17 protein-coding genes are annotated in these 19,663 nt (G+C 54.5%); 7 read left to right on the top strand and 10 right to left on the bottom strand.

The features are described 5' to 3' along the window. Positions 1 to 40: 40 nt before the first annotated feature. From B051_RS0100635 to B051_RS0100620, 4 genes are all read right to left on the bottom strand, one after another. A complete protein-coding gene (locus B051_RS0100635; RefSeq protein WP_018476232.1) occupies positions 41 to 658 on the bottom strand; it encodes a DUF4159 domain-containing protein in 618 nt (205 codons plus the stop codon). Between the two features lie 100 nt (positions 659 to 758). Next, positions 759 to 2,075, bottom strand: coding sequence for a TldD/PmbA family protein (locus tag B051_RS0100630; RefSeq protein ID WP_018476231.1), 1,317 nt, complete (start codon positions 2,073 to 2,075; stop codon positions 759 to 761). A 34-nt stretch (positions 2,076 to 2,109) separates the two neighbouring features. Then, positions 2,110 to 2,505 carry a four helix bundle protein gene (locus tag B051_RS0100625; RefSeq protein WP_018476230.1) on the bottom strand — a complete coding sequence of 132 codons (396 nt, stop codon included), beginning with the start codon at positions 2,503 to 2,505 and terminating at the stop codon, positions 2,110 to 2,112. A 48-nt stretch (positions 2,506 to 2,553) separates the two neighbouring features. After that, on the bottom strand, positions 2,554 to 4,200 hold the full coding sequence (locus B051_RS0100620; RefSeq protein ID WP_026236105.1) for a TldD/PmbA family protein: 1,647 nt from the start codon (positions 4,198 to 4,200) through the stop codon (positions 2,554 to 2,556). Between the two features lie 292 nt (positions 4,201 to 4,492). Between B051_RS0100620 and B051_RS0100615 the strand changes: the two genes are divergently transcribed. The 5 genes from B051_RS0100615 to B051_RS0100595 all read left to right on the top strand — a co-directional run bounded on the left by B051_RS0100615 (position 4,493) and on the right by B051_RS0100595 (position 9,188). Further along, positions 4,493 to 6,169 carry a S41 family peptidase gene (locus tag B051_RS0100615; RefSeq protein ID WP_018476228.1) on the top strand — a complete coding sequence of 559 codons (1,677 nt, stop codon included), beginning with the start codon at positions 4,493 to 4,495 and terminating at the stop codon, positions 6,167 to 6,169. A gap of 113 nt (positions 6,170 to 6,282) precedes the next feature. After that, a complete protein-coding gene (locus B051_RS0100610) occupies positions 6,283 to 6,795 on the top strand; it encodes an RNA polymerase sigma factor (RefSeq protein WP_018476227.1) in 513 nt (170 codons plus the stop codon). Next, a complete protein-coding gene (locus B051_RS0100605; RefSeq protein WP_018476226.1) occupies positions 6,782 to 7,555 on the top strand; it encodes a HEAT repeat domain-containing protein in 774 nt (257 codons plus the stop codon). Before B051_RS0100610 ends, B051_RS0100605 begins: the two co-directional genes overlap by 14 nt. Positions 7,556 to 7,588: 33 nt before the next feature. After that, positions 7,589 to 8,446, top strand: a complete 858-nt coding sequence (locus tag B051_RS0100600; protein WP_245539548.1) for a DUF4097 family beta strand repeat-containing protein — start codon at positions 7,589 to 7,591, stop codon at positions 8,444 to 8,446. Positions 8,447 to 8,480: 34 nt separating this feature from the next. After that, positions 8,481 to 9,188, top strand: a complete 708-nt coding sequence (locus B051_RS0100595) for a DUF4097 family beta strand repeat-containing protein (RefSeq protein WP_018476224.1) — start codon at positions 8,481 to 8,483, stop codon at positions 9,186 to 9,188. A gap of 126 nt (positions 9,189 to 9,314) precedes the next feature. On the opposite strand, the gene B051_RS0100590 is transcribed toward B051_RS0100595, so the two are convergent. Then, on the bottom strand, positions 9,315 to 9,971 hold the full coding sequence (locus tag B051_RS0100590; RefSeq protein WP_018476223.1) for a septal ring lytic transglycosylase RlpA family protein: 657 nt from the start codon (positions 9,969 to 9,971) through the stop codon (positions 9,315 to 9,317). 320 nt (positions 9,972 to 10,291) lie between these two features. Between B051_RS0100590 and B051_RS0100585 the strand changes: the two genes are divergently transcribed. Further along, on the top strand, positions 10,292 to 11,206 hold the full coding sequence (locus B051_RS0100585; protein WP_018476222.1) for a DUF72 domain-containing protein: 915 nt from the start codon (positions 10,292 to 10,294) through the stop codon (positions 11,204 to 11,206). Positions 11,207 to 11,340: 134 nt separating this feature from the next. Here B051_RS0100585 and dgt read toward each other — a convergent pair whose 3' ends face one another. Together dgt and B051_RS0100575 are read right to left on the bottom strand one after the other, a co-directional pair. Next, complete coding sequence (gene dgt / locus B051_RS0100580; RefSeq protein ID WP_018476221.1) at positions 11,341 to 12,708, bottom strand: dGTP triphosphohydrolase; 1,368 nt, start codon at positions 12,706 to 12,708, stop codon at positions 11,341 to 11,343. Between the two features lie 27 nt (positions 12,709 to 12,735). Beyond that, on the bottom strand, positions 12,736 to 13,641 hold the full coding sequence (locus tag B051_RS0100575; RefSeq protein ID WP_245539547.1) for a DUF3667 domain-containing protein: 906 nt from the start codon (positions 13,639 to 13,641) through the stop codon (positions 12,736 to 12,738). Positions 13,642 to 14,259: 618 nt separating this feature from the next. On the opposite strand from B051_RS0100575, the gene B051_RS0100570 reads away from it, so the two are divergent. Next, on the top strand, positions 14,260 to 14,730 hold the full coding sequence (locus tag B051_RS0100570) for an Hsp20/alpha crystallin family protein (RefSeq protein WP_245539546.1): 471 nt from the start codon (positions 14,260 to 14,262) through the stop codon (positions 14,728 to 14,730). A 67-nt stretch (positions 14,731 to 14,797) separates the two neighbouring features. Here the strand turns inward: B051_RS0100570 and B051_RS0100565 are convergent, their stop codons facing one another. The 3 genes from B051_RS0100565 to B051_RS0100555 form a co-directional block, all read right to left on the bottom strand. Then, entirely contained in the window at positions 14,798 to 16,930 is a 2,133-nt protein-coding gene (locus tag B051_RS0100565) for a T9SS type A sorting domain-containing protein (RefSeq protein WP_018476218.1), read from the bottom strand. Between the two features lie 183 nt (positions 16,931 to 17,113). Then, positions 17,114 to 19,120 (bottom strand): M56 family metallopeptidase, encoded by a 2,007-nt coding sequence (locus B051_RS21865; RefSeq protein ID WP_018476217.1) that lies wholly within the window; start codon positions 19,118 to 19,120, stop codon positions 17,114 to 17,116. Then, entirely contained in the window at positions 19,117 to 19,509 is a 393-nt protein-coding gene (locus B051_RS0100555; RefSeq protein WP_018476216.1) for a BlaI/MecI/CopY family transcriptional regulator, read from the bottom strand. The genes B051_RS21865 and B051_RS0100555 overlap by 4 nt, the downstream gene beginning before the upstream one ends. Positions 19,510 to 19,663 lie beyond the last annotated feature (154 nt).

The raw sequence follows: 19,663 nt of genomic DNA, 5'->3' as shown, positions 1-19,663 counted from the left end.
AGTATATTTTGTACGGTATATATTAAGCATTGCTAATATATTAACTCGTCAAGGCGTACATTATTATATTCACTCCAAACTTGGTATTATCCTCTGCCAGCCAGCGCTTGTTCCGGAAGTCGTAGTCCCATTCGCAGCCGTAGTCTTTGTTGCTGTAGAGTACCCCGATTCTGCCGTTTATTTCAACCGCCTTCAGATAGTCGTGCACCAAATCGTCGCCCCAGCCATTTAGCTCGAAGGAAGTCGTGGGTGGACCGTCGTCGAAGGTGAAGAAGCTGCGGTATACCTTGTGGTTGTTGGGAATCTTCTTCAAGGCACTCGGCCCGAATATCTGCTTCATCTGCTCCTCAAAAGACCTGGCAAAGAGCCCGTCGATGTCGTGGTTGCAATCGTCCACGAACACGAAGCCGCCATTGCGCACATAGGTCTCAAAGTTCTGCCGCTCCTTCTGGTTGAACTGCACCAGCCGGTGGCCGCTCATGTAGCTGAAGGGGTAGTTGAACAGCTCTGCGCTATCCAGCGGTATCACCTTCTCCTGCTCGTTCACCTTTACTGTGGTATACTCAATGAGCGAGTGCAGCAGGTTGCTTGGCATACGTGGGTCGGTATCCCAGTTGCCGGAGCGGTACTGCAGTCGTACGAAGGTGAAGGGTTGCAATTTTGAGTTCTGTGTTGTGAGTCCTGAGTCTCGGGTTATTTGTAAAAGGAATGCCGTACACAAAGCGCTGCATACGGCATTCAAGGTATAAGTTAGCTGACTACACCGCGTCAGACAAGCTGGTGAAGGTGAAGTCGCGGATTTTCATCGGCGGAACCAGGTTGCCGCCAATACGCTGCGGACGGCCCAGCGCCTCCAGGTTGTTGAGCATGATGATGGGGCTCTCGTTGAAGCGGAAGTTCTTCACCGGGTACTGGATTTTGCCGTTCTCGATGTAGAAGGTACCGTCGCGGGTGAGGCCGGTGTAGAGCAGCGTCTGCGGATCCACGGAGCGGATGTACCACAGGCGCGTCACCAGGATGCCGCGTTTCGTGTTCTTAATCATGTCTTCTAGCGAAGCGTTGCCGCCTTCCATCACCACGCCACCTGGGTTAGGGATAGATTTCGCGCCGGTTTTCTCGGCCCAGAAGCGGGAGTTGTACAGGTTTTTGATGACGCCCTTCTCAATCCAGGTCGTCTTCTCGCGCGGGCGCCCGTCGCCTGCGAAGGGCGCTGTCGGAATCTCAGGATGGGCCGGGTCGGAGTATACTGTGATGCGCTCATCCACCAGTTTCTCACCCAGTTTAGTCTTGCCGCCCGGCTTGCTCAGGAAGCTGCGGCCTTCTTCGGCGTTGCGCTGGTCCATGTTGTTGAACATGTTGCGCAGCAAGTCAATAGAAGCGGCTGGCTCTAGGATTACCGTGTACTTGCCTGGCTCAAGGGCTTTGGCGTTGCGGGAGTTCACCGCTTTGCTGGCCGCTATCTGGGAGGCGCTGCCGGTGTCGAGCTTGCTGGCGTCGCTGAAGTCCTGAGTCACATAGCCAGAGCCTGTTCCATCCTCGGTACGCATGGTCACAGAGAAGTCTACCACGGTGGACGGGTGGTAGGCGAACAGCCCTTTGGAGTTGAGCCGGGAGATGAAGCTGGTAGCGTGCTCCAGGAAGCCTGCGGCCGTCAGGCCTTTGTCGGCGGCAGCTTTTATGCTCTTGGCGGCGGCGTCCGCCCGGTAGGCTGGGTCAATCTTGGCCGTGGAATCGAAGTGCGCTTTGGTGGTGACATATTTCTGTGGACCGAGCATGGGCACGTACTCCGGGCTCTCCGGTGCGATGCGCGCAATCTCCTCGGCACGGCGTATCACCTTTTCCAGGGAGGCGTCATCGAACTCGTTGATGGTAGCCACGCCGGAGCGCTTGCCAAACCGCGACTCGACCGACATCGCCACGTTTTCGTCTGCCCCGCTGGTAGACACCTCGTTTCGGGCATAGCGGATGTTGCCGCCGATAGTACCGCTGAGCGTTACCTCACACTCATCGGCCTTTGAGTAAGCCAGGGCTTTTTTCAGCAGGGCCTCGGCTTGTTCTCTTGTATATATTGCCATTTTCTTTAGCTTCTTGTTTTAATTTCAAACTGGATTACTTGTTCAGTTCTGAGTCTCGAGTTCTGAATTCTGAGTTATTCTCTTTTTGCTGGGAAGTCAGGATGATGCTTTTCAGCATTCTTATTAATTCATCGCATTCACCATGTATACTTTTGAAGGCGTCTGGCTTGATAAACTCTGAATCTTTGAGAAGGCGCAGCCAGTAGCTAGTTTCTCGCGCTTCTTTTAAAGCTATACTTAACTTATGTCTGAAGTCAGCTTTGCTTTGTCCGCCTAAAGCCTCCTCTACATTAGCTCCAATAGATGTCCCGCTTCGTAGTACCTGCTTTGCTAGCACAAACTCACGTTGGTCCTGTGTGAGGTGTTTGTAAAGTTTTATTACACGCAAAGCAAAACCATAAGACTTGGCAGCAACGATACTCTCAGCCATATTACCAGGTATAACTCAAGACTCAGAACTCAGAACTCGTGACTCGCACTAGATTTTCCTAGCCGTATTAATCACGTTCACGCCGTTGAAGCGGGTGTGGGCCGAGCCGTGCGACACCGCACTCACCTGGCTTGGCTGGCCCTTGCCGTCGAAGAACGAACCGAACAGGCGGTAGTCGCTTTCGTCGCAGGAGCCGGCGCAGGAGTTCCAGAACTCCTGTGTGTTGCTCTGGTAGGCCACGTCCTCCAGCATACCTACAATCTTGCCCTTGCTGATTTCATAGAACACCGTGCCGCCGAACTGGAAGTTGTAGCGCTGCTGGTCAATGGAGTAAGAACCACGGCCGGCAATGTAGATGCCTTTGTCCACGCCGCTGATGAGCTGGTCCACATTCATCTTCTGCTTGCCCGGGGCCAGCGATACGTTCGGCATACGCTGGAACTGCACCGAGCTCCAGTTGTCGGCGTAGGCGCAGCCATGCGACTCCGGCTCATTGATGATGTGCGCCTGGTCGCGGATGGCCTGGTAGTTCACCAGCACGCCGTCCTTTATCAGGTCCCACTGTTTCGTCTTCACGCCTTCATCGTCCCATCCCACCAGGCCAAGCGAGCCTTTTTGGGTCTTGTCCGCGAAGATGTGTACTTTATCAGAACCATACTTGAAGTTCTTCGACTTCCACTTATCCAGTGTGGCGAAGGAAGTGCCGGCGTAGTTGGCTTCGTAACCCAGCACGCGGTCCAGTTCCAGCGGGTGCCCCACCGATTCGTGTATAGTCAGGCCGAGGTGGTTCGGGTCCAGTATGAGGTCATACTTGCCGGCAGCCACGGATTTAGCGGTCAGCTTTTCCTTGGCCTGCTTGGCGGCCAGGGCGGCGTCTTCGAGCATGTCGTAGGCGTAGCGGTAGCCCATCAGGCCGGTGCCCGCAGGGCCTGTCATCTTCTCTCCAGCTTTTGGAATCATGTATTCGTAGCCCATGCCCATAGGAGCGCTTAGCGCCTCGCGGGTCCTGAACTTGCCAGAGGCTTTGTCCACGGCCGTCACCGTGAAGTTTGGCCAGATGCGGTGGATGTCCTGGTCGATGTAGGAACCGTCGGTGGAGGCGAAGTATTTCTGTTCGTTTATCTGGAAGAGGGCGGAGTTGACGAAGTTAGCCCCGTTTTCCATTGCCTTCGCGTTAGCGGCCAGCAGGAGGTCGGCCTTCTCGTTGATAGGCACTTCAAAGGCGTTCTTCTCGATGGGCGTTTTCCAGCTTACCTCGCCGTAGCTCTTGACAGGAGCCAGCCTCACCGGCTCCTTCTGCAGCTTGGCGTTGGCCTTGGCAATGGCCACGGCCTCGTTGGTCGCCTTGGCTATACCTTTGTCTGTGACATCGGATGTGGCGGCAAAGCCCCAGGTGCCGTTGGCCAGCACCCGCACGCCCACGCCGTAAGACTCCGCGTTCACGATGTTCTGCACCTGCTTCTCGCGCGTGAACACATACTGCTGCAGGTAGCGGCCTATGCGCACATCGGCATAAGAGGCACCGCTTGACTTGGCTGTATTCAGGGCTACATCAGCCAGCCGCTTTTTCAGGGCTGGGTCTACCTGCTCCAGCGCTCTCTCCGGGGAGATGATATCGCCGAACACAGGTATGGAGGGCATCATGAGCCCGCCAAATCCCAGCGCCGATAGCTCGATAAAATGACGTCGTTTCAAAGTTCTTTCAGTTAAGGTTTAGATAAGGTTGGTTTTAGGTAACTAAGTTTAGGCAATTGCTCATTCAAATCAAAGCTCTGAAAGCAGTTTACGGCCTGTTAATGCATTTTAATCGATTAACTGCGGCTTCTGCTCTACTAGCAGGAGCTTCAGATGGCGACATGGGGGCAACAATCAGGTGTTGGAAAAAGGACGGGCCAGGCGCTGTAATGTTTCCGCACCTTAGTCGTCTCTGTAATGGAAGGGGACTGCGGCACTTCCCAAACATTACCTTTACCTAGCCTATACCACTATGAAGATTCTATTCCTGACCGGCTTCTTGTTGCTGCTCTCCCAAGGCCTGCTGCAGGCCCAACCGAAAGTGCTCAGCGTGGCACAGTGGCAAGCAGATGTGACAGCCCTGGCGGAACAGCTGCCCAAAATGCACCGGGAGCCTTTCAACAAGGTGTCGCGGCAGGCATTTGACAGTGCTGTGGCGGTGCTGCATACCCGGGTGCCCCAGCTGCAGGACCATGAAATTATCGTTGGCCTCGCCGGCCTGGTCGCGATGATAGGCGACGGCCATACCCGCCTCACCTTGCCACAGGATGCGGCAGTAGCCTACAGCCGCGCCCATTCCACCACGCCGCCCCCTGCCGATTCGAGCCTATACCTGAACCATCTGCCCGTGAAGCTGGCCTTGTTCGACGATGGGTTGTTCATCAAAGAAACCACACCGGAAATGCTATACCTGGTGGGGGCGCAGGTGCTGCAGATAGGTGCCACACCCGCCGCCGAGGCCCTGGAGAAGGTGCGCCCCGTGACGCATTATGACAACGAGATGGGTTTCAAACTGCTGGCGCCCACTTTTCTGGTAGTGCCTGAATTTTTAGCGGCGCTAGGTATAGCCGATGATGTGGAGCAGGTGACATTCAAGATAAAGACACGGGAAGGAGCGGTGGAAGACATCGTGCTGTCTCCGATTCCATTGTTTAAAAAGCAGTACTTTGTAGGTGCCCCGGAAGCACTGGGTATCGAGCCGCCTTTGAGCCAGCGGAACCTCAAGAACAAATATTGGCTGCATGTGTTGGAGGAGGAGCAGACGCTGTACGTGCAGGTGAACGAACTCTACAACAAAGAAGAGGAGTCGGTGGCTGCCTTTGTGGCGAAGATAGAGCGCATCGTGGCGGGAGGGCAGGTGAAGAAACTGGTGCTCGACCTGCGGCACAATCCGGGCGGCAGCAACTCCTTCAACCGCCCCATCGTGCTGGCCCTGGCACGTTCCGCCCGCATCAACCAGTTCGGCGGCCTGTACACGCTCATTGGCAGGGAAACCTTCTCGGCGGCCCAGATGCTGGCCAATGATTTAGAATATTATACCAATACCCTATTTGTAGGCGAGCCATCCGGTTCCTCCCCCAGTGCCTACGGCGACTCCAGGAAAATGCAGCTGCCGAACAGCAAGCTGACGGTGCGGGTCTCCACCATCTACTGGCGCGACTGGAACGGAGACGAGAAGCGGCCGTGGACAGCACCGGACATACCTGTCGCCTATACCTCAGGAGACTACCTGAAAGGAAGAGACCCTGCCCTGGAGGCCGTCCTGGACATGCCGCTTGAGACATCAATAACCAAAACGATACAGCAGGTATACGAGCGGGCAGGCTTCGACCAGGCCTTGTGGGTATACGCACGGTTCGCGCTGGACCCCCGCACAGACCAGGAGATGGTAGAGCCCGTAGAAAAGGAGTTCGGCGCATACCTGCTGCACCTTGAAAAAGCCGAGGAGGCGGCAGGCTGGTACGGGTACATGGGCACCTTGCACAAAGAAGCCGTGTGGCCGATGCTCGGCTTGGCACAGGCCCACCTACTCAGCAAAGAACCCCAAAAAGCGAAGGCTATACTGGAGAAAGCCATTCAACTGGAGCCAGCCAATAAGCAGGCGAAAGCATTGTTGGCAGCCATCAGGAAAGGGCAGTCCAGGGGGTGAGAGGCTGACCAAAAAAAGCGCCTGCCAGAAACAGTGGACGCTATACCCATCCCCCGGAATATTTTTGATAATATGCTGTAATGTTTCCCTGCCCACGTCGTCTCTTCTAATGAATGGAACTTCAAGAGTTTAAAACCAAGGTGCTCCCTGCCAAGCAAAAGCTGTATCGGCTGGCGCTGTTCCTGCTTCACGACAAGGAAGAAGCAGAGGACATGCTGCAGGATGTATTCCTGAAACTCTGGACGCAGAAGGACAAACTGCACGCTTACAACAGCATAGAGGCCTTCGCCATGAGCATTACCAAGAACCTGTGCCTCGATAAATTGAAGTCGCGCAAACGGAAGCAGATGGTGGATGTGGCGGACATGGACATACGCTCAGGAGACGCGACCCCTTACCAGCACTCGGAGCTGGCAGATAGCATGAGCAAGGTGAACATGCTGCTGGCGGCCCTGCCCGAGCAGCAAAAGCTGGTGCTGCACCTGCGTGACGTGGAAGGCTATTCCTTTGAAGAAATAGAACAGATTACGAACCTAACGGTGAACAACCTGCGGGTGATACTTTCGAGAGCCCGCAAAAGCGTGCGCGACGGCTATCTAAAACTAGAGAATTATGAAGTCGGATAACATAGAAGAGCTGCTGCAAAAGTATTACGAAGGCGAAACGGACTTAGCCGAGGAAAAGCAGCTGCAGGCGTTTTTCAACGACCCTGCGGAGTTGCCGGAGCACTTGAAGGCACAAGCCGCCCCCTTTCGATACTACGCCAAGCAGCAGGAAGAGCAGCCGGATGATGCCTTATCGGATGACTGGCTTTTCGAAAAGATAGAGCAGCAGGAGCCGCGAGCGAAACAACTGTTCTTCCCGGTAGTGCAGGGACTCGCTTCCTATTGGCGCGTGGCGGCGGGCATCCTGCTCGTCTTGGGGGCCTTTTGGGTTGGCAGGCAGTATGACCAGGGCACGGCGACAGAGCCAAATGCAGAACTGGCCGCCCTGCGGGAGGAAGTGCAGGAGATGAAACGGGCGCTGGCTTCGGGTGCCTCGGCAAGCGAGCGCATCCAGCTAGTGAGCCAGGAGTTCGGTGCCGAGCAGCCAGATGGGATAATCCAGGTGTTGATTACCACCATGAACGAGGACCCGAACGTGAACGTGCGGGTGGCAGCCTCGGAGGCGCTCTACCGGTTCCATCATAAAAAAGAAGTGCGCCAGGCCCTGGTGACGTCCTTAAGGCGCCAGACGGACCCGCTGATGCAGCTGACCCTGATTGACATGCTGGTAAGCATCAAAGAGAAGGAGGCCATCGGCGAGCTGGAGGACCTGACCCAGCGGAAAGACCTGCTGCCCATCGTGAAAGACAAAGCCGCTGAAGGCCTGGGTATACTGATATAAAGCATTTCACATCAACAATAGCAAATAAGCAATATGAAAAGACTAACACTAGTAGCAGCAGCTTGTCTCCTGCTCGGCACCACGCCTGTGCTTGCGCATGTAGGCAACAATGGACCTAATCCAATACAGTTTGGCTTTGCCGAACCAATGGAGGCATCACAAAACAAACCACTCGTCTACAAAAATAAGCTGGGCAACAGCAAGGGCAACCAAGTCATCATCCTGATGCATAACAGCGATGTGAAAGTGGTAGGGCATAACTCCGACGAGGTGGTCATAGAGGCCAGTAGCTATACTGCTCCGCCTGCCCGTGCCGCTGGGTTGAAACCCCTCTACAACCAGGCAGAGGATAACACAGGTATGGGCCTGTCCGTGGCAAAAGACAAAAACACGCTCACCATCACCAAGGCCTCCAGGCAGGATGGCAACTATACCATCCGAGTTCCTAAAAATGCCTCGGTAAGGTTCGAAGAGACGAACTGGACCGGTGGTGACTTAAGTATAAACGATGTGGCGGGCGAGATAGAACTGAAACTCAACAACGGCAACGCCACGCTCACCAATATCACAGGTCCTGTGGTAGCGAATGCCACCAGCAGCGACATGGTCATCAAGTTCGCCAGCCTGAACCAATCCAAGCCCAGCGCCATCTCCACGGTAGCCGGCACCGTGGACATCCACCTGCCGTCCAACACGAAGGCCGACTTCAAGCTGAAGACCATACAGGGCGAAATCTATTCAGACTTTGACATGAACATCGCCAAAGACTCCAAAAGCAACCTGCCTCGCGTGACGGGGGGCAACAACATTGAAGGCAAGACCAACGGCGGTGGCGTGGAGATGAACCTGTACACCATCAGCGGCGATATGTATATCCGCAAAAGCAAATAAAGAGACTTGGTAATCATATAAACTTATCCTGACTATGAAGAAGATATGGACAATGGCCTTGCTGTGGCTGGTGATGGCAACAGGCGTGCAGGCCCAGAGCAAAACAGTAGAGAAAACGTTGGAGGTGCCGGCCAACAAGAAAGTGGTCCTGCAGCTTAAATTCGGAGATAACATCAAAATCACTGCCTGGGACAAGAAGGAAGCCTCCATCAAAGTCACCTACCAGATAAACAGCGGCAAACTGAATGACGCACTGCAGCTGAAGTTTGAGAGCGACAACAACAGTGCCCGGGTGCTGGTAGACCTGGATCAGGAACTGACAAAGAAAGGTCAGGCAGCAGACTGTCCGGGCAGCAATCAATCCATCAATATCTCTGACAACGACGGAACCCGCAACTTTACCTGTGCAGATATCAACTACGAGATTTTTGTGCCCGCCAACGCCGACCTGACAGTCGAGACGATTAACGGTAATATAGAGTTGAGGGGCTTAACCGGCCCGGTAAGTGCCAAGTCCATCAGCGGGTTCGTGGACATGAACTGGTCAGCTAACAAAGGGGCTGCAGTGGCCCTGAAAACCATCACTGGCGAAGTGTACTCTGATTTGGACATTGACCTGGCTGGCAAAAAGCAGGAGGCTCCCATGGTAGGCTATGAGCTGATAGGGAACGTGGGCGGCGGAGGGTCGGCTATCAAACTGGAGAGTATCAGCAACGACATATACCTGCGGAGGAAGGAGTAGGAATCCTCGGCAAAGGCCAAACCAGTGAACCAGCACTCACTGCGCCGCATGAAATCGGATAAAGCAGAAGCGGGAGGCTTATCATGGGCCTCCCGCTTCTGCTTTATCCGTAAATGTATAGTCTCCTTAGGCTTCGCTTACCTTGCCTGCCAGGCCATCCTCTGCCAGCAGCTCATTGAAGGCTTCCGCCTCGCGCTTGTCCTGGAACTTGCCGGCTTTGACGCGCACCACTTTCCTTCCTCTGACACGCTCTTCCACAATCTCCAGCGGGAGGTGCTTGTCGAAGGCTTTCAGTTTCTGGCTGAGTGCGTAGGCGCGCTGGTGGTCAGTATAGGCGCCGGTTTCAATGGTATAGCTTGCTGCCTTGGCGCCACCGGTGGAGGCTGTCGCGGCTTTGCCTGGCTCTTCTATAACCTCTACCTTTACCCGGGCCACGCCTTCCTCATGTATGTCGAGTTTGCGGGCGGCGGCCTCCGATACATCAATAATGCGGTTGCCCACAAAAGGGCCACGGTCGTTGATGCGGAGGATGACGGACTCGTCGTTAGCGGGATTGGTGACCTTTACCTTGGTGCCGAATGGAAGGGTTTTGTGGGCGGCGGTCATGTCGTTCTTGTTGTAGCGCTCGCCGCTGCTGGTCTTTCTGCCGTGGTACTTACTGCCATACCAAGAGGCGGAACCGACCTGTGTCTTATCGTTGCCTTGTGCGAAAGTTGGATGACTAACTCCGATAAATAGAAAAATGATTACGGTTAGGAGAATGCACTTTCTATCGTTCTTCATATAGTTTTTGGTTGGTGAATCCGCAAAGATACGGAAAAGTTTTCAAATGAGGGCTTATACGCGCTGCCACGCAAATGGATGTAGGGGGATACACGCCGCCTCACAAAATCGCTATAAGTCATGTAATGATAAAAACGTCTTTATTGATTCGTATGGGCATATTTTCATATATATTTATAGCGATTGAGCTATTTTAGTTGACTTTGAAATATTTTTGTTTATGAAGTCAATCACTGAAGCCATAACGGGAACTTTTGGCAGGATATTTTGTTGAGGCCGAATCTTCTTCGTTAGCGTATATTCTATAAAAACATAGTGCCATGGATTTTGGAAAGCTTTCGGATATAAGCCAGGTTGACTTCTCTCTGCCGCCCGACCACCCGGACACGCTGCCCCTTCTAGTCAGGCATAAATCCGGAGCAGGAGAGCGGCCGAGGGTATACGTTGGATTGCCGGTGTGGGTGAACAAGGCCTGGGTGGGAGAGTACTATCCGACAGGTATGAAAGAGAAGGAGTCGTTGCTGTGGTATGGCAAGCAGTTCAACACCATCGAGTTAAACAGCACGCATTACCACATACCGGGCCCGGACACTATAGAGCGTTGGCGGCAGGCAGTGCCGCATGGATTTGCCTTCTGCCCCAAGTTTCCCCAGCTCATCAGCCACGAAGGTCCACTTGTGAGTTCGCTCGACATGACAGCCACCTTCTGCGAGGCCATTGCCGGACTGGAGGATAAGCTGGGATGCTCTTTCCTGCAACTGCCGCCCTATTTCGGCCCGAATCAGCTAAAAGATTTGGAGAAATTCGTGCAGTACATACCTGAGAGTGTGCCGCTGGCTGTGGAGCTGCGCCACCCGGATTGGTATGTGGATAACGTGGCCTCGCTGGAGCTGTTTGAGGTGCTGGAGAAGTACCGGGTGGGCACTGTGCTCACGGATGTTGCAGGCCGCCGCGACGTGCTGCACATGCGACTGACCACGCCCACCGCCATGGTACGGTTTGTTGGCAACGGCCTGCATCCCACCGACTATACCCGCATTGACGACTGGGTGAACAGAATCAAGGTATGGCTCGACGCGGGACTGCAGCAGCTCTACTTTTTCGTGCACGAACCGGATAACACCACCTCGCCACAATTAGCCACCTACCTGATGGAGAAGCTCAACAAGCTAGGCGGCCTGGATTTGAAACTCCCTAAGAAGTATGTGCAGGCGGTGCAGGGGAGTCTGTTTTGATGACCATTAACTTGAAGTTAATGTACCGACGCGGGTCGTGCCAAATATTTCAAATCAAAGAGGGGGCGCAGCTATTTTTAGCTGCGCCCCCTCTTCTTCTGTACTGCTATACCTGAGCCGGCTTACAGCGTGGGTTAGTACATCCGCGGCAATTCAATTCCTTTTATTTTCCGGTATAGCCCCAATGCGGCCTGGTCGGTGAGACTGGTGACGTAGTCGGTGATGTGGATGATGCGCTCGTAGTCTGAAGCGCCCTCCGGGAGCTGCAGGTACTGCGGCGGTATCAGGTCGGCGAGTTTGCGGTGGTGCTTTGACTCTTTCCTGAAAGCGGCTTTCATGCAGGCGTCCAGCAGGCCTCCCAGCACTTCGAAACCAGCCGCCTCTATCTCCAGCACCGGCCTGTTGCGGTAAATGAGCGAGATAGACAGGTCCTTGATTTCATCGAGTACGGGCTTGCAGGAAAGCTCGTTCACCAGGGGCTTGTCATAGGTGCCGGCCAGCATCTCAGGCTCATGCTGCAGGAATATCTGCGTCGTCTCGTGGATGAGCTTGCCGATGATGCGCGCCCGCAGGTAGCCTATTTCCTCTTTCCAGTCATAGAAGGTGAGGCTAGACACACGGTCGGGGGCGTCGTTGAGGATTTGGCGCAGCAGGCGCAGGCCCTGTTCCTGCGGCACGAGTCCCAGCCGGAGGCCGTCTTCAAAGTCGATGATGCGGTAGCAGATGTCGTCGGCGGCCTCTACCAGGAACGCCAGCGGATGGCGGTGGTAGAATACCTCTCCTGTCTCTCCTTTCTTCAGCAGCCCCAGTTCCTGCGCAATGGTGTTGAACCAAGCCTTCTCCGTCTGAAAAAAGCCATACTTCTTCTCGCTCGTGCTTTTGGTGTTTGGGATGACGGGCAGCGACTCCTTGGGGTATTTCGTGAAAGTGGCCAGCGTGGTATAGGTGAGGCTAAGTCCGCCGGGCAGGTTGCAGTGCGCCGGATAGGTATAGGTGAGCACCCGGAAGCCGGCCGCGTTACCTTCAAACTTCTGCAAATCTGCCTTTTGCGTCTCCGTCAGGTTGGTAAGGAAAGGCTGCGCCTCCTCGCTCAGAAAATAGGCGGAGATGGCGTCCTCGCCGGAATGGCCGAAGGGGGGATTGCCGATGTCGTGCGCCAGGCAGGCGGCCGCCACAACATCGCCGAAATCCGCCTCCTGTATGTTTTTCTCACCCATGAGTTCGGGGTGGCGCTCCAGTATGCTCTTGCCCACAATGCGGCCCAGGGAGCGGCCTACCACTGAGGTCTCCAGGCTGTGGGTGAGGCGGGTGTGCACGAAGTCGCTCTCGGGCATGGGCATTACCTGGGTCTTGTTCTGCAGGCGCCGGAACGCAGAGGAGAACACGATGCGGTCGTAGTCGCGCTGGAATTCGCCCCGCACCGATTCGTCGGTGATGTATTTCGTGTCCGTCGTTTCGAAGCGCTTCTTCGAGATAAGTTTGTCCCAGGTAGTGGTTGGCATAGGTATAGGTTGTTTATGAAATTGGAATCAGCTCAGCCACACGCTCACGGCGACAGTACTCAGAAAGAAGATTGTCAGCGTGAAAAGGTATGTGATGCCGAGTGGGATGAGCTTGATGAATGTAGACAGGTACGATTCTTTGTAGACGCGGCGCAGGGCAAGAAACAGATAGACGATGGATATCAAAAAGACCCATAGCGGCATGTCAAACCCTTCGAAGAAGAAATCTACGGCCAGTCCTGCTATGGTCAGCAGAAAAAAGAAGGTATGGAAATGGACAGAGAACATGAGGTGCTCGACGTAGTTGCGTCCCTGCCTGCGGTAGAACAGGTATAGAATGAAGCCGAAGAAAGGCATCAGGATGAACATCATGAAGGAAATGTTCTTGAACAGCTTTTGCCGGGCTTGCTCTTCGTTTTGTGTGAAGCGTTGGAACTTCGCCGAAAGCTCCTGGCCAAATTCGCCTTGGGAGTTCTGCGGGCTTATGCTCTGACCCAGGCGGTTGAGGGTGGCAGTCCTCAGTGAGTCGGCTTCGTGCAGTGCGGCCGCGGCCTTTGGGTCTGTTTTTGCAACTTCTGCCTGAACGTCTTGTTTTGGGGAGATTTTCAGACTGTTGCCTGCGAGAAGCGCCAGAACCGTGAAGAAGACGATGCTGACAAACACATACAGGCGGAAAGGCGGAACATAGGATGCACGCTTGCCCAGGTTGAACTTCTCCGTCAGCAGGCCCGGGCAGAACAGCAGGTACTTGAGCGTTTTCCAGAACTTGGTGTCGTAGTGCAGCGTGCTTTCCAGAAACTCCTCCGCCAGGTGCTTCACAGGCACGTTCAGGTCATGGTTTTCCTGGCCGCAGTTGGGGCAGTAGTTGTTAACCTCTTCGAAGGTATAGCCGCAATTGGGGCATTGGGTGAATTTCCTTCTGTTCTTAGCCATATGGATTAGGAAAGGGGCAGCGCCTTTCGCTCTCAAATATAGAATACCTGCTATTATTTTGCTATCAATTCGCCTGCTAAGATGCCCGATGCCTGCTGAGGCATTCTTTCCTAATTGCCACGCGATAAGGTATGGTGTTGTTACTTTTTTTAGGTATGGCGAGAGGTGTTATGCTTGTTAAGTCGCCTAGGGCAAGTTTAATACGGTCCTGTGTGAGGTTTTGCACCAAATTTACAAGTTACTTTTTTATGCAAACTATCCTTGAAAGCCAAGCTATACTTGGTAATCTTTGTTACACTGATACCGCACCTCTTTCCAAGCTATGTAAACATTCTTTCGCTTTCCAAGCTATGAAAACGAATTGCCACCTGTAAAAACTACATCTCAGCCAGCATCTGTCCCGCCTGATGACGGGGCGCATGTGAAGGCTGATTGAAAACAAACGGTTGTTGAACAAAAGACGAGTGAGGGCATCCTGCTGCCTTTGCTTGTCTTTTTGTTTTTAAATATAAGGTTAAACTATAACTAAATCAAGTCGTAGAAAAATAGGAAGGCGGTGTCCGAAAGCACGCCGAGGATAGTGCATTTTTGTTAAACCAAATGAAAGGAGGTAATACTATGAAGCCAATGAGGAGAGAGCGTGGAGGCGAAAGCCTTGCTCCCAAGTCTTTCTTTACCGATTTCTTTAGCGATGTTGACCGCTTTTTCGAAAATGACCTGTTCCGGATGCCTGCCCAGATAGGGCGCCAGCTCATGCGGAACATGCCGGCCACCAACATACGCGAGAACGAGCGGGACTTTACGATTGAACTGGCCGCCCCAGGTATGGCCAAGGATGATTTCAACATTGATATAGCAGAGGGCATGCTGACCATCAGTAGCCAGAAAGAGGAGAACACAACGCAGGAGGAGGAAAACTATACCCGGCGAGAGTATAATTACAGCTCTTTCAGCCGTTCGTTCCGCCTGCCGGATGCTGTGAATGCAGATGACATAAAAGCACGCTACGAGGAGGGAGTGCTGAAAATAACCGTTCCGAAGAAGGAAGACACCCAGACAGACAACCGCAAGCGGATTAACATAGAATAAGCATGGCGCGGTGCTAACATCAGAAGGGCGAGCAGGTATATCCTGCTCGCCCTTCTGGTTTGTTAAGCTACAGCTTGAGCACCCGCACCACACCGCTGCTGGTGCCCTCGCTCCAGCGCAGCAGGTATACACCCGCCGCCAGATTCGAGACATTGATTTCAACCAGGTCGGTGGCGTCGGTCAAAGTAGCTTCTGTCTCCCGCACCAGCTTGCCATGGGCGTCGTACAGTTGCAGGCTCAATTTCGTGTTGCTCCGCACCAGGTACTCCACCTGCAGAATCTCACGCGCTGGGTCTACCGGGTTGGGGTATACCAGCAAGTTGCGCAGGTTCTCCGGGTTGAGCACTTGTACCCGTGCCGAGAAAGCATCAGAGCCATTGGCATAGTGCACGCGCAGGCGGTAATAGCTCCTGCGGGGCAGCGGACTGGTATCATTGAAGGTATAGTTGCCGGGACCTTTGGCATCCACCTCGCCTATGTCCTCCCAATTTTGACCATCCGGGCTGCGCTGCACCTCGTAAAAATCGATGCCTGTTTCTGTGTTGGTGGTCCAAACCACATTGACCGTGTTGGAGGAGTTGAACGTGGCGTCGAAGGTATAGACTTCCTCGGCCAGGTTGCAGTCGCCTGACAGGTTAGGGGTCATGGGTGGCCGCTCGCAGATGTTGGCGACCGTGCTGCGGGCCATCACCAGGTTAGCTCCCCGGATATCAGCCGGACCCAAATCGCGGATGATTCTGCGCGACTCGATGGCGTAGTGCATGATGGCATTGGGCAGGATGACGTGACCCAGCTGGTGTGCGTGGCCTAACTCGTGCAGCACCACCGTCTCGTAGTCGAATTGGTTCGGGCCAGGCCCGCCGGGACCGTACTGCCAGTTGATGCCGCTGTTGATTTCCATGTCGAACTCGGTCAGCCAGAAGAGTGTATCGCCTTCGCAGATTCTGCCGTTGTAGCGGCTGATGGTACGGGCAAGCACGCCGCTGCCTACGTCAGAGCCTGATGCGAACCGAATCACGCTCCTGCCATCGTCCACGGTCGTCTCAGAGGTGGTGGGGGCGCCTATTTTCCAGTTCACGTTGGTAGTACACACCCAGCTGTTCATGGCGCGCCGGAAGCCCTCCTGGGCAGCCGCCCTGCCTTGTATGCTGGGGGCGAGCTGTATGGTATAGCCACCGTTCCTGTCGTTGTTTATCATGACCGGTTGCATGGCGCTGTCTCCGCCTTCGGCCACCACGTTGGAGTAGGCAAACTCAATGGTCAGTGTTCCAGGGCTGAGGCTGGACGTGCCGTCAGCGGCTGTCACCCGCACCTGGCCGGTGCCGGCAGTGCCTCCATCAGGCGTCGCGGAGGGCACCCGCACCCGTATCTGAGTATTTGACCAGGAAACGTAATCAGTAGGGTATGGCTTGACGAAGGTTTTGCCGCCATCATCGGCGTTGCGGAACTCCACAAAGCCATTGCCGCGTGAGTTGCCAAAGCCGGTGCCGTTGATGGTCAGGACAGCATTAGTGCCGGCGCTGGTGATGGCAGGCGAAAAGGTGGTGACGACGGGAGCCAAAGCAGCGGCCTGTACCTGCTGTTGCTGGCTCTGTTTCAGGGTGGCGTTTCGCAGGCGCACATTCTCCGCCACGGTGCTGTAGCTGCGGCCCGTTCTCTTGGTTACCGCTCCGTATACCTCCTGCACCGTGCCGTAGGTGTTGAAAGGGTCCGCTGCTGTGCCCTGTTCGGTGTCGTATCTCACAAAACCCTGCCGGCTGCCATAGGCGCTCATGACCTGAGCCGCTGCGCCGGCCGCTATACCTGCGCGTGCCCCCTTGGTCAGGAAGAACAAGCCCTGCTGCCCTGGGTATAGCTGCAGCGCAGACGAGACGGTGTGCCTGGTAAGACCAATGGTACCGCCTTCTGTTATCACCTCCACCTGCTGGGCGCGGGTTTCGCCCTTGAAAACCTTGTAAAGCCGGATGGTATTGCTTGTATAAATGTTCTCGCGGCGGGCGTCCCAGAAGGAGCGCTGTGCCACTACTTCTCCTTCCACTACCAGGTCCGCGGCCTTTGTCCGCTCTTCAATGGAAATAGGGACCATGTGGAGTCCTTCGGAGGCAAAAGCCTGGGTTGAAAGCACCGAAAGCAGTAACAAAAGAATAGCCGCAAATCGCAGAGACCCGGAGCTGATAGGCGTGAGGTATGAAGTGGTCATATAGTATGGTGCGAGGTGACTGTTTTTCTGGTAGCGTGTTGTATGGAAATATTGGTCAAAATTGGTGTATCGTCTTCTTACGCAAAAGAACAAGCAGGGGTGTGTTAAGTTTAAACCCAAATATAGTAAAAAAAGCCCTCACCTGTTTCAGGTGAGGGCTTCGGGAGCAAAGTGCTGGTCGGGCTACTGTTTTGAGTCGATTTGTACGTTGTCGCCGTCGCGCTTGTAGGTAAGGTCAAAGCTTTTGCCTTCTTTGGTTTTGAGGAGGTTGCGGTACTTGTTGTACAGGGCCTGCGACTGCTTCTGCCCATTGATGAAAAGGCCCTCGTCGCTGATGCTGAAGTCGGTAAGCTGCTCGTCTTTTTTCAGCAAGCCATCCTTCACCATCTCCTGCCGCGCCTTCTCTATGTTTTCCATCCGCTCCTCATGGGTGCGCATGTTGGCCTCGTGGCGGCGCATGTTCTCTGCATGCCGTTCCATATTCTCGCCGTGGCGCTTCATCATGTCCTCGTGCCGGCGCATATCGGGCACATGGGTTCTGGTGGACTCCACCTGGGCGGCGTACTGCTTCATTTTCTCGCCATACTGCTGCATCGCCTTTTCATACTTCTTCATCTCCTCCTCATGCTGCTTCTGGGCCTGTTTTTTAATCTTCTCATCTCCTTCACTGAAAGCCAAGGGAGGTATAAGAGGCATGGGAGGCATTGGCGGTATGGGTGGCACAGGCGGTACATCAAAATGGAAGTCCATGCTGTCGGGAACAGTGTAGTTGTAGCTGTAGCGCCAGGAGTTGCCGTTGCGGTCTACGTTGGCCATGGCCTCTTCTGTGGCCCGTAGGGCGGCAGCCCGTTCTTCCTGCTTTATGCGCGGAGCCCGCTTAGTAGCCTGCAGGCGCTGATTTATCAGCCCTTCAAACTGCGGGATGTCCTTTTTAGGGATGCGCTTGCCATTGACGTATAGCTCTGTGACTTTGCCTTTCTTGTTTTTGATGATAATCACATCCGTGGACCTGCCCAGCGAGTCCTGCATAGTAAGAGAGGTCGCCTCCAGCGCCTCGGTATCGGCTTCAGTCGTGGGGCTGGGCACTGGCGGTGCGGCCTCCTCTTCGGTTGTCAAGGTATAGCTCGGCTCCTCCACGGGCTGTTTCATGCCGGCCCATGCCCCGAAGGAAAGCAGCATGAAACCACCCACCACCACAAGTGCCGCCAGGAAACCTTCGCTGAAAGAGGGGCGCAGGTCAGCGCCGTACACCAGCCTTTTCACGCGGGTGAGCAGTGTGCCTTTGCTGCCGGTAAGCGCAACGGCATAGGTAGGCGCAGCGGGCATGCGCATCCCCTCCAGCTGTGCTAGGGCACGGGCATAGGTCACGCGGTCGCCGCAGGCTTTCACGGCCATGTCGTCGCAGCAATGCTCCCGCTCCGTACGCGCCATGCCCGACATCCACCACACAGCCGGGTGAAAGAAAAAGAGCGTCTCCATGACCTGCTGCAGCATGTTGAAGAGATAGTCGTGGCGCAACACATGGGCCAATTCGTGTGCCAGTACGGCCTCCACCTGCTGCTGGCTAAGCCCGGTAATGGCCCCTATGGGAAAAAGGATGACTGGTTTGAAATACCCAATGGCCATGGGTACCTGCACCAGCGCCGACTCCACGAACCGCACGCTGTGGTGCACGCCCATGCGCTGCTTGACCTGCTGCAGCGTCTCCTGCCAGTGCTGGCCTAGCGTATGGGTGCCGTAGTGGCGAAGGCGCTGCACATAGGCCAGACCGCCCATAAAACGGAGTGTCATGAGCAGCAGGCCAAGCAGCCAAAGGCTCACGAACAGGGGCAGGTGCGTGGTGAAATACAGTTTGCCCGTGTCCAAGAGCCGCTCCCATACCGTCATGGTCACTTCAGGGGCAGCTGCTGCCTCTGTTGGTATGTTGAATGTTAGTGTAGTACCGGCAACCATATTGGTAGTCGCTTCGCTGGAATAGTACCGGATGAAGGTGGCTACGAACAGTACGAGCTCTGTGGCCAACCCCAGCATGGAGACGGTATAGCGCAGTCTGGCGGAGTGCCGGTTGAGCAGGATGAGCAGCAGGGCCAGCACCAGGCCAGTCAAAGCGCCCTGCCACAGCGAGTGGAGCAGTGCCCAACCTAAGGCATTTGTCAGTGTTTCGGGTAGGAATCCAAGGTTGAAGTTCATTTGTCGCCTCCTTCCATTTTATCTAATAAATCGCGTATCTCGTCCAGTTCCTCTTTAGATGCTTTGTGGTTGCCGAGTGCCTGCAAGACCATTTTCATGGCGGAGCCCCGGAAGGTGGTGTCTAAGAAACGGTCCAACAGGCGGCGTTGGGTGTCCTCTTCCTGCAGTACCGGCTCGTACACGTGGGAGCGGGTGGCTTTGTCTACCTGCAGCATGCCTTTCTCGGCCATAATCTGCATGAGTTTGAGCGTAGTGGTATAGCCGGCGTCCTTGGTTTTGCTCAGTTCTTCGTGTACAAAGCGCACCGTGCTGGGCCCATGCTGCCACAGCACCTGCAGTATCTCCAGCTCCGAGTCTGTGGGTTTCTGGGATTGGTTCAGGTTCATCATAAGAAAGAGAGGTGACTTGTGAGGAAAGTTGCACTACCTCTTTATACGAAACGTTTCGTAAGATGGTAAAGTAAAGTACGATTATTTTCGTATTTTAAGTGAAGGGTTAGCAATTATAAGGTATAGCTGTAGCCAAAAAGGCACGCTGTAAGTA

The sequence above is a fragment of the Pontibacter roseus DSM 17521 genome (assembly GCF_000373265.1).
Classification (GTDB): domain Bacteria; phylum Bacteroidota; class Bacteroidia; order Cytophagales; family Hymenobacteraceae; genus Pontibacter; species Pontibacter roseus.
The sequence above is the reverse complement of the archived record's forward strand: the minus strand, read 5'-3'. Positions and strand labels throughout refer to the sequence as shown.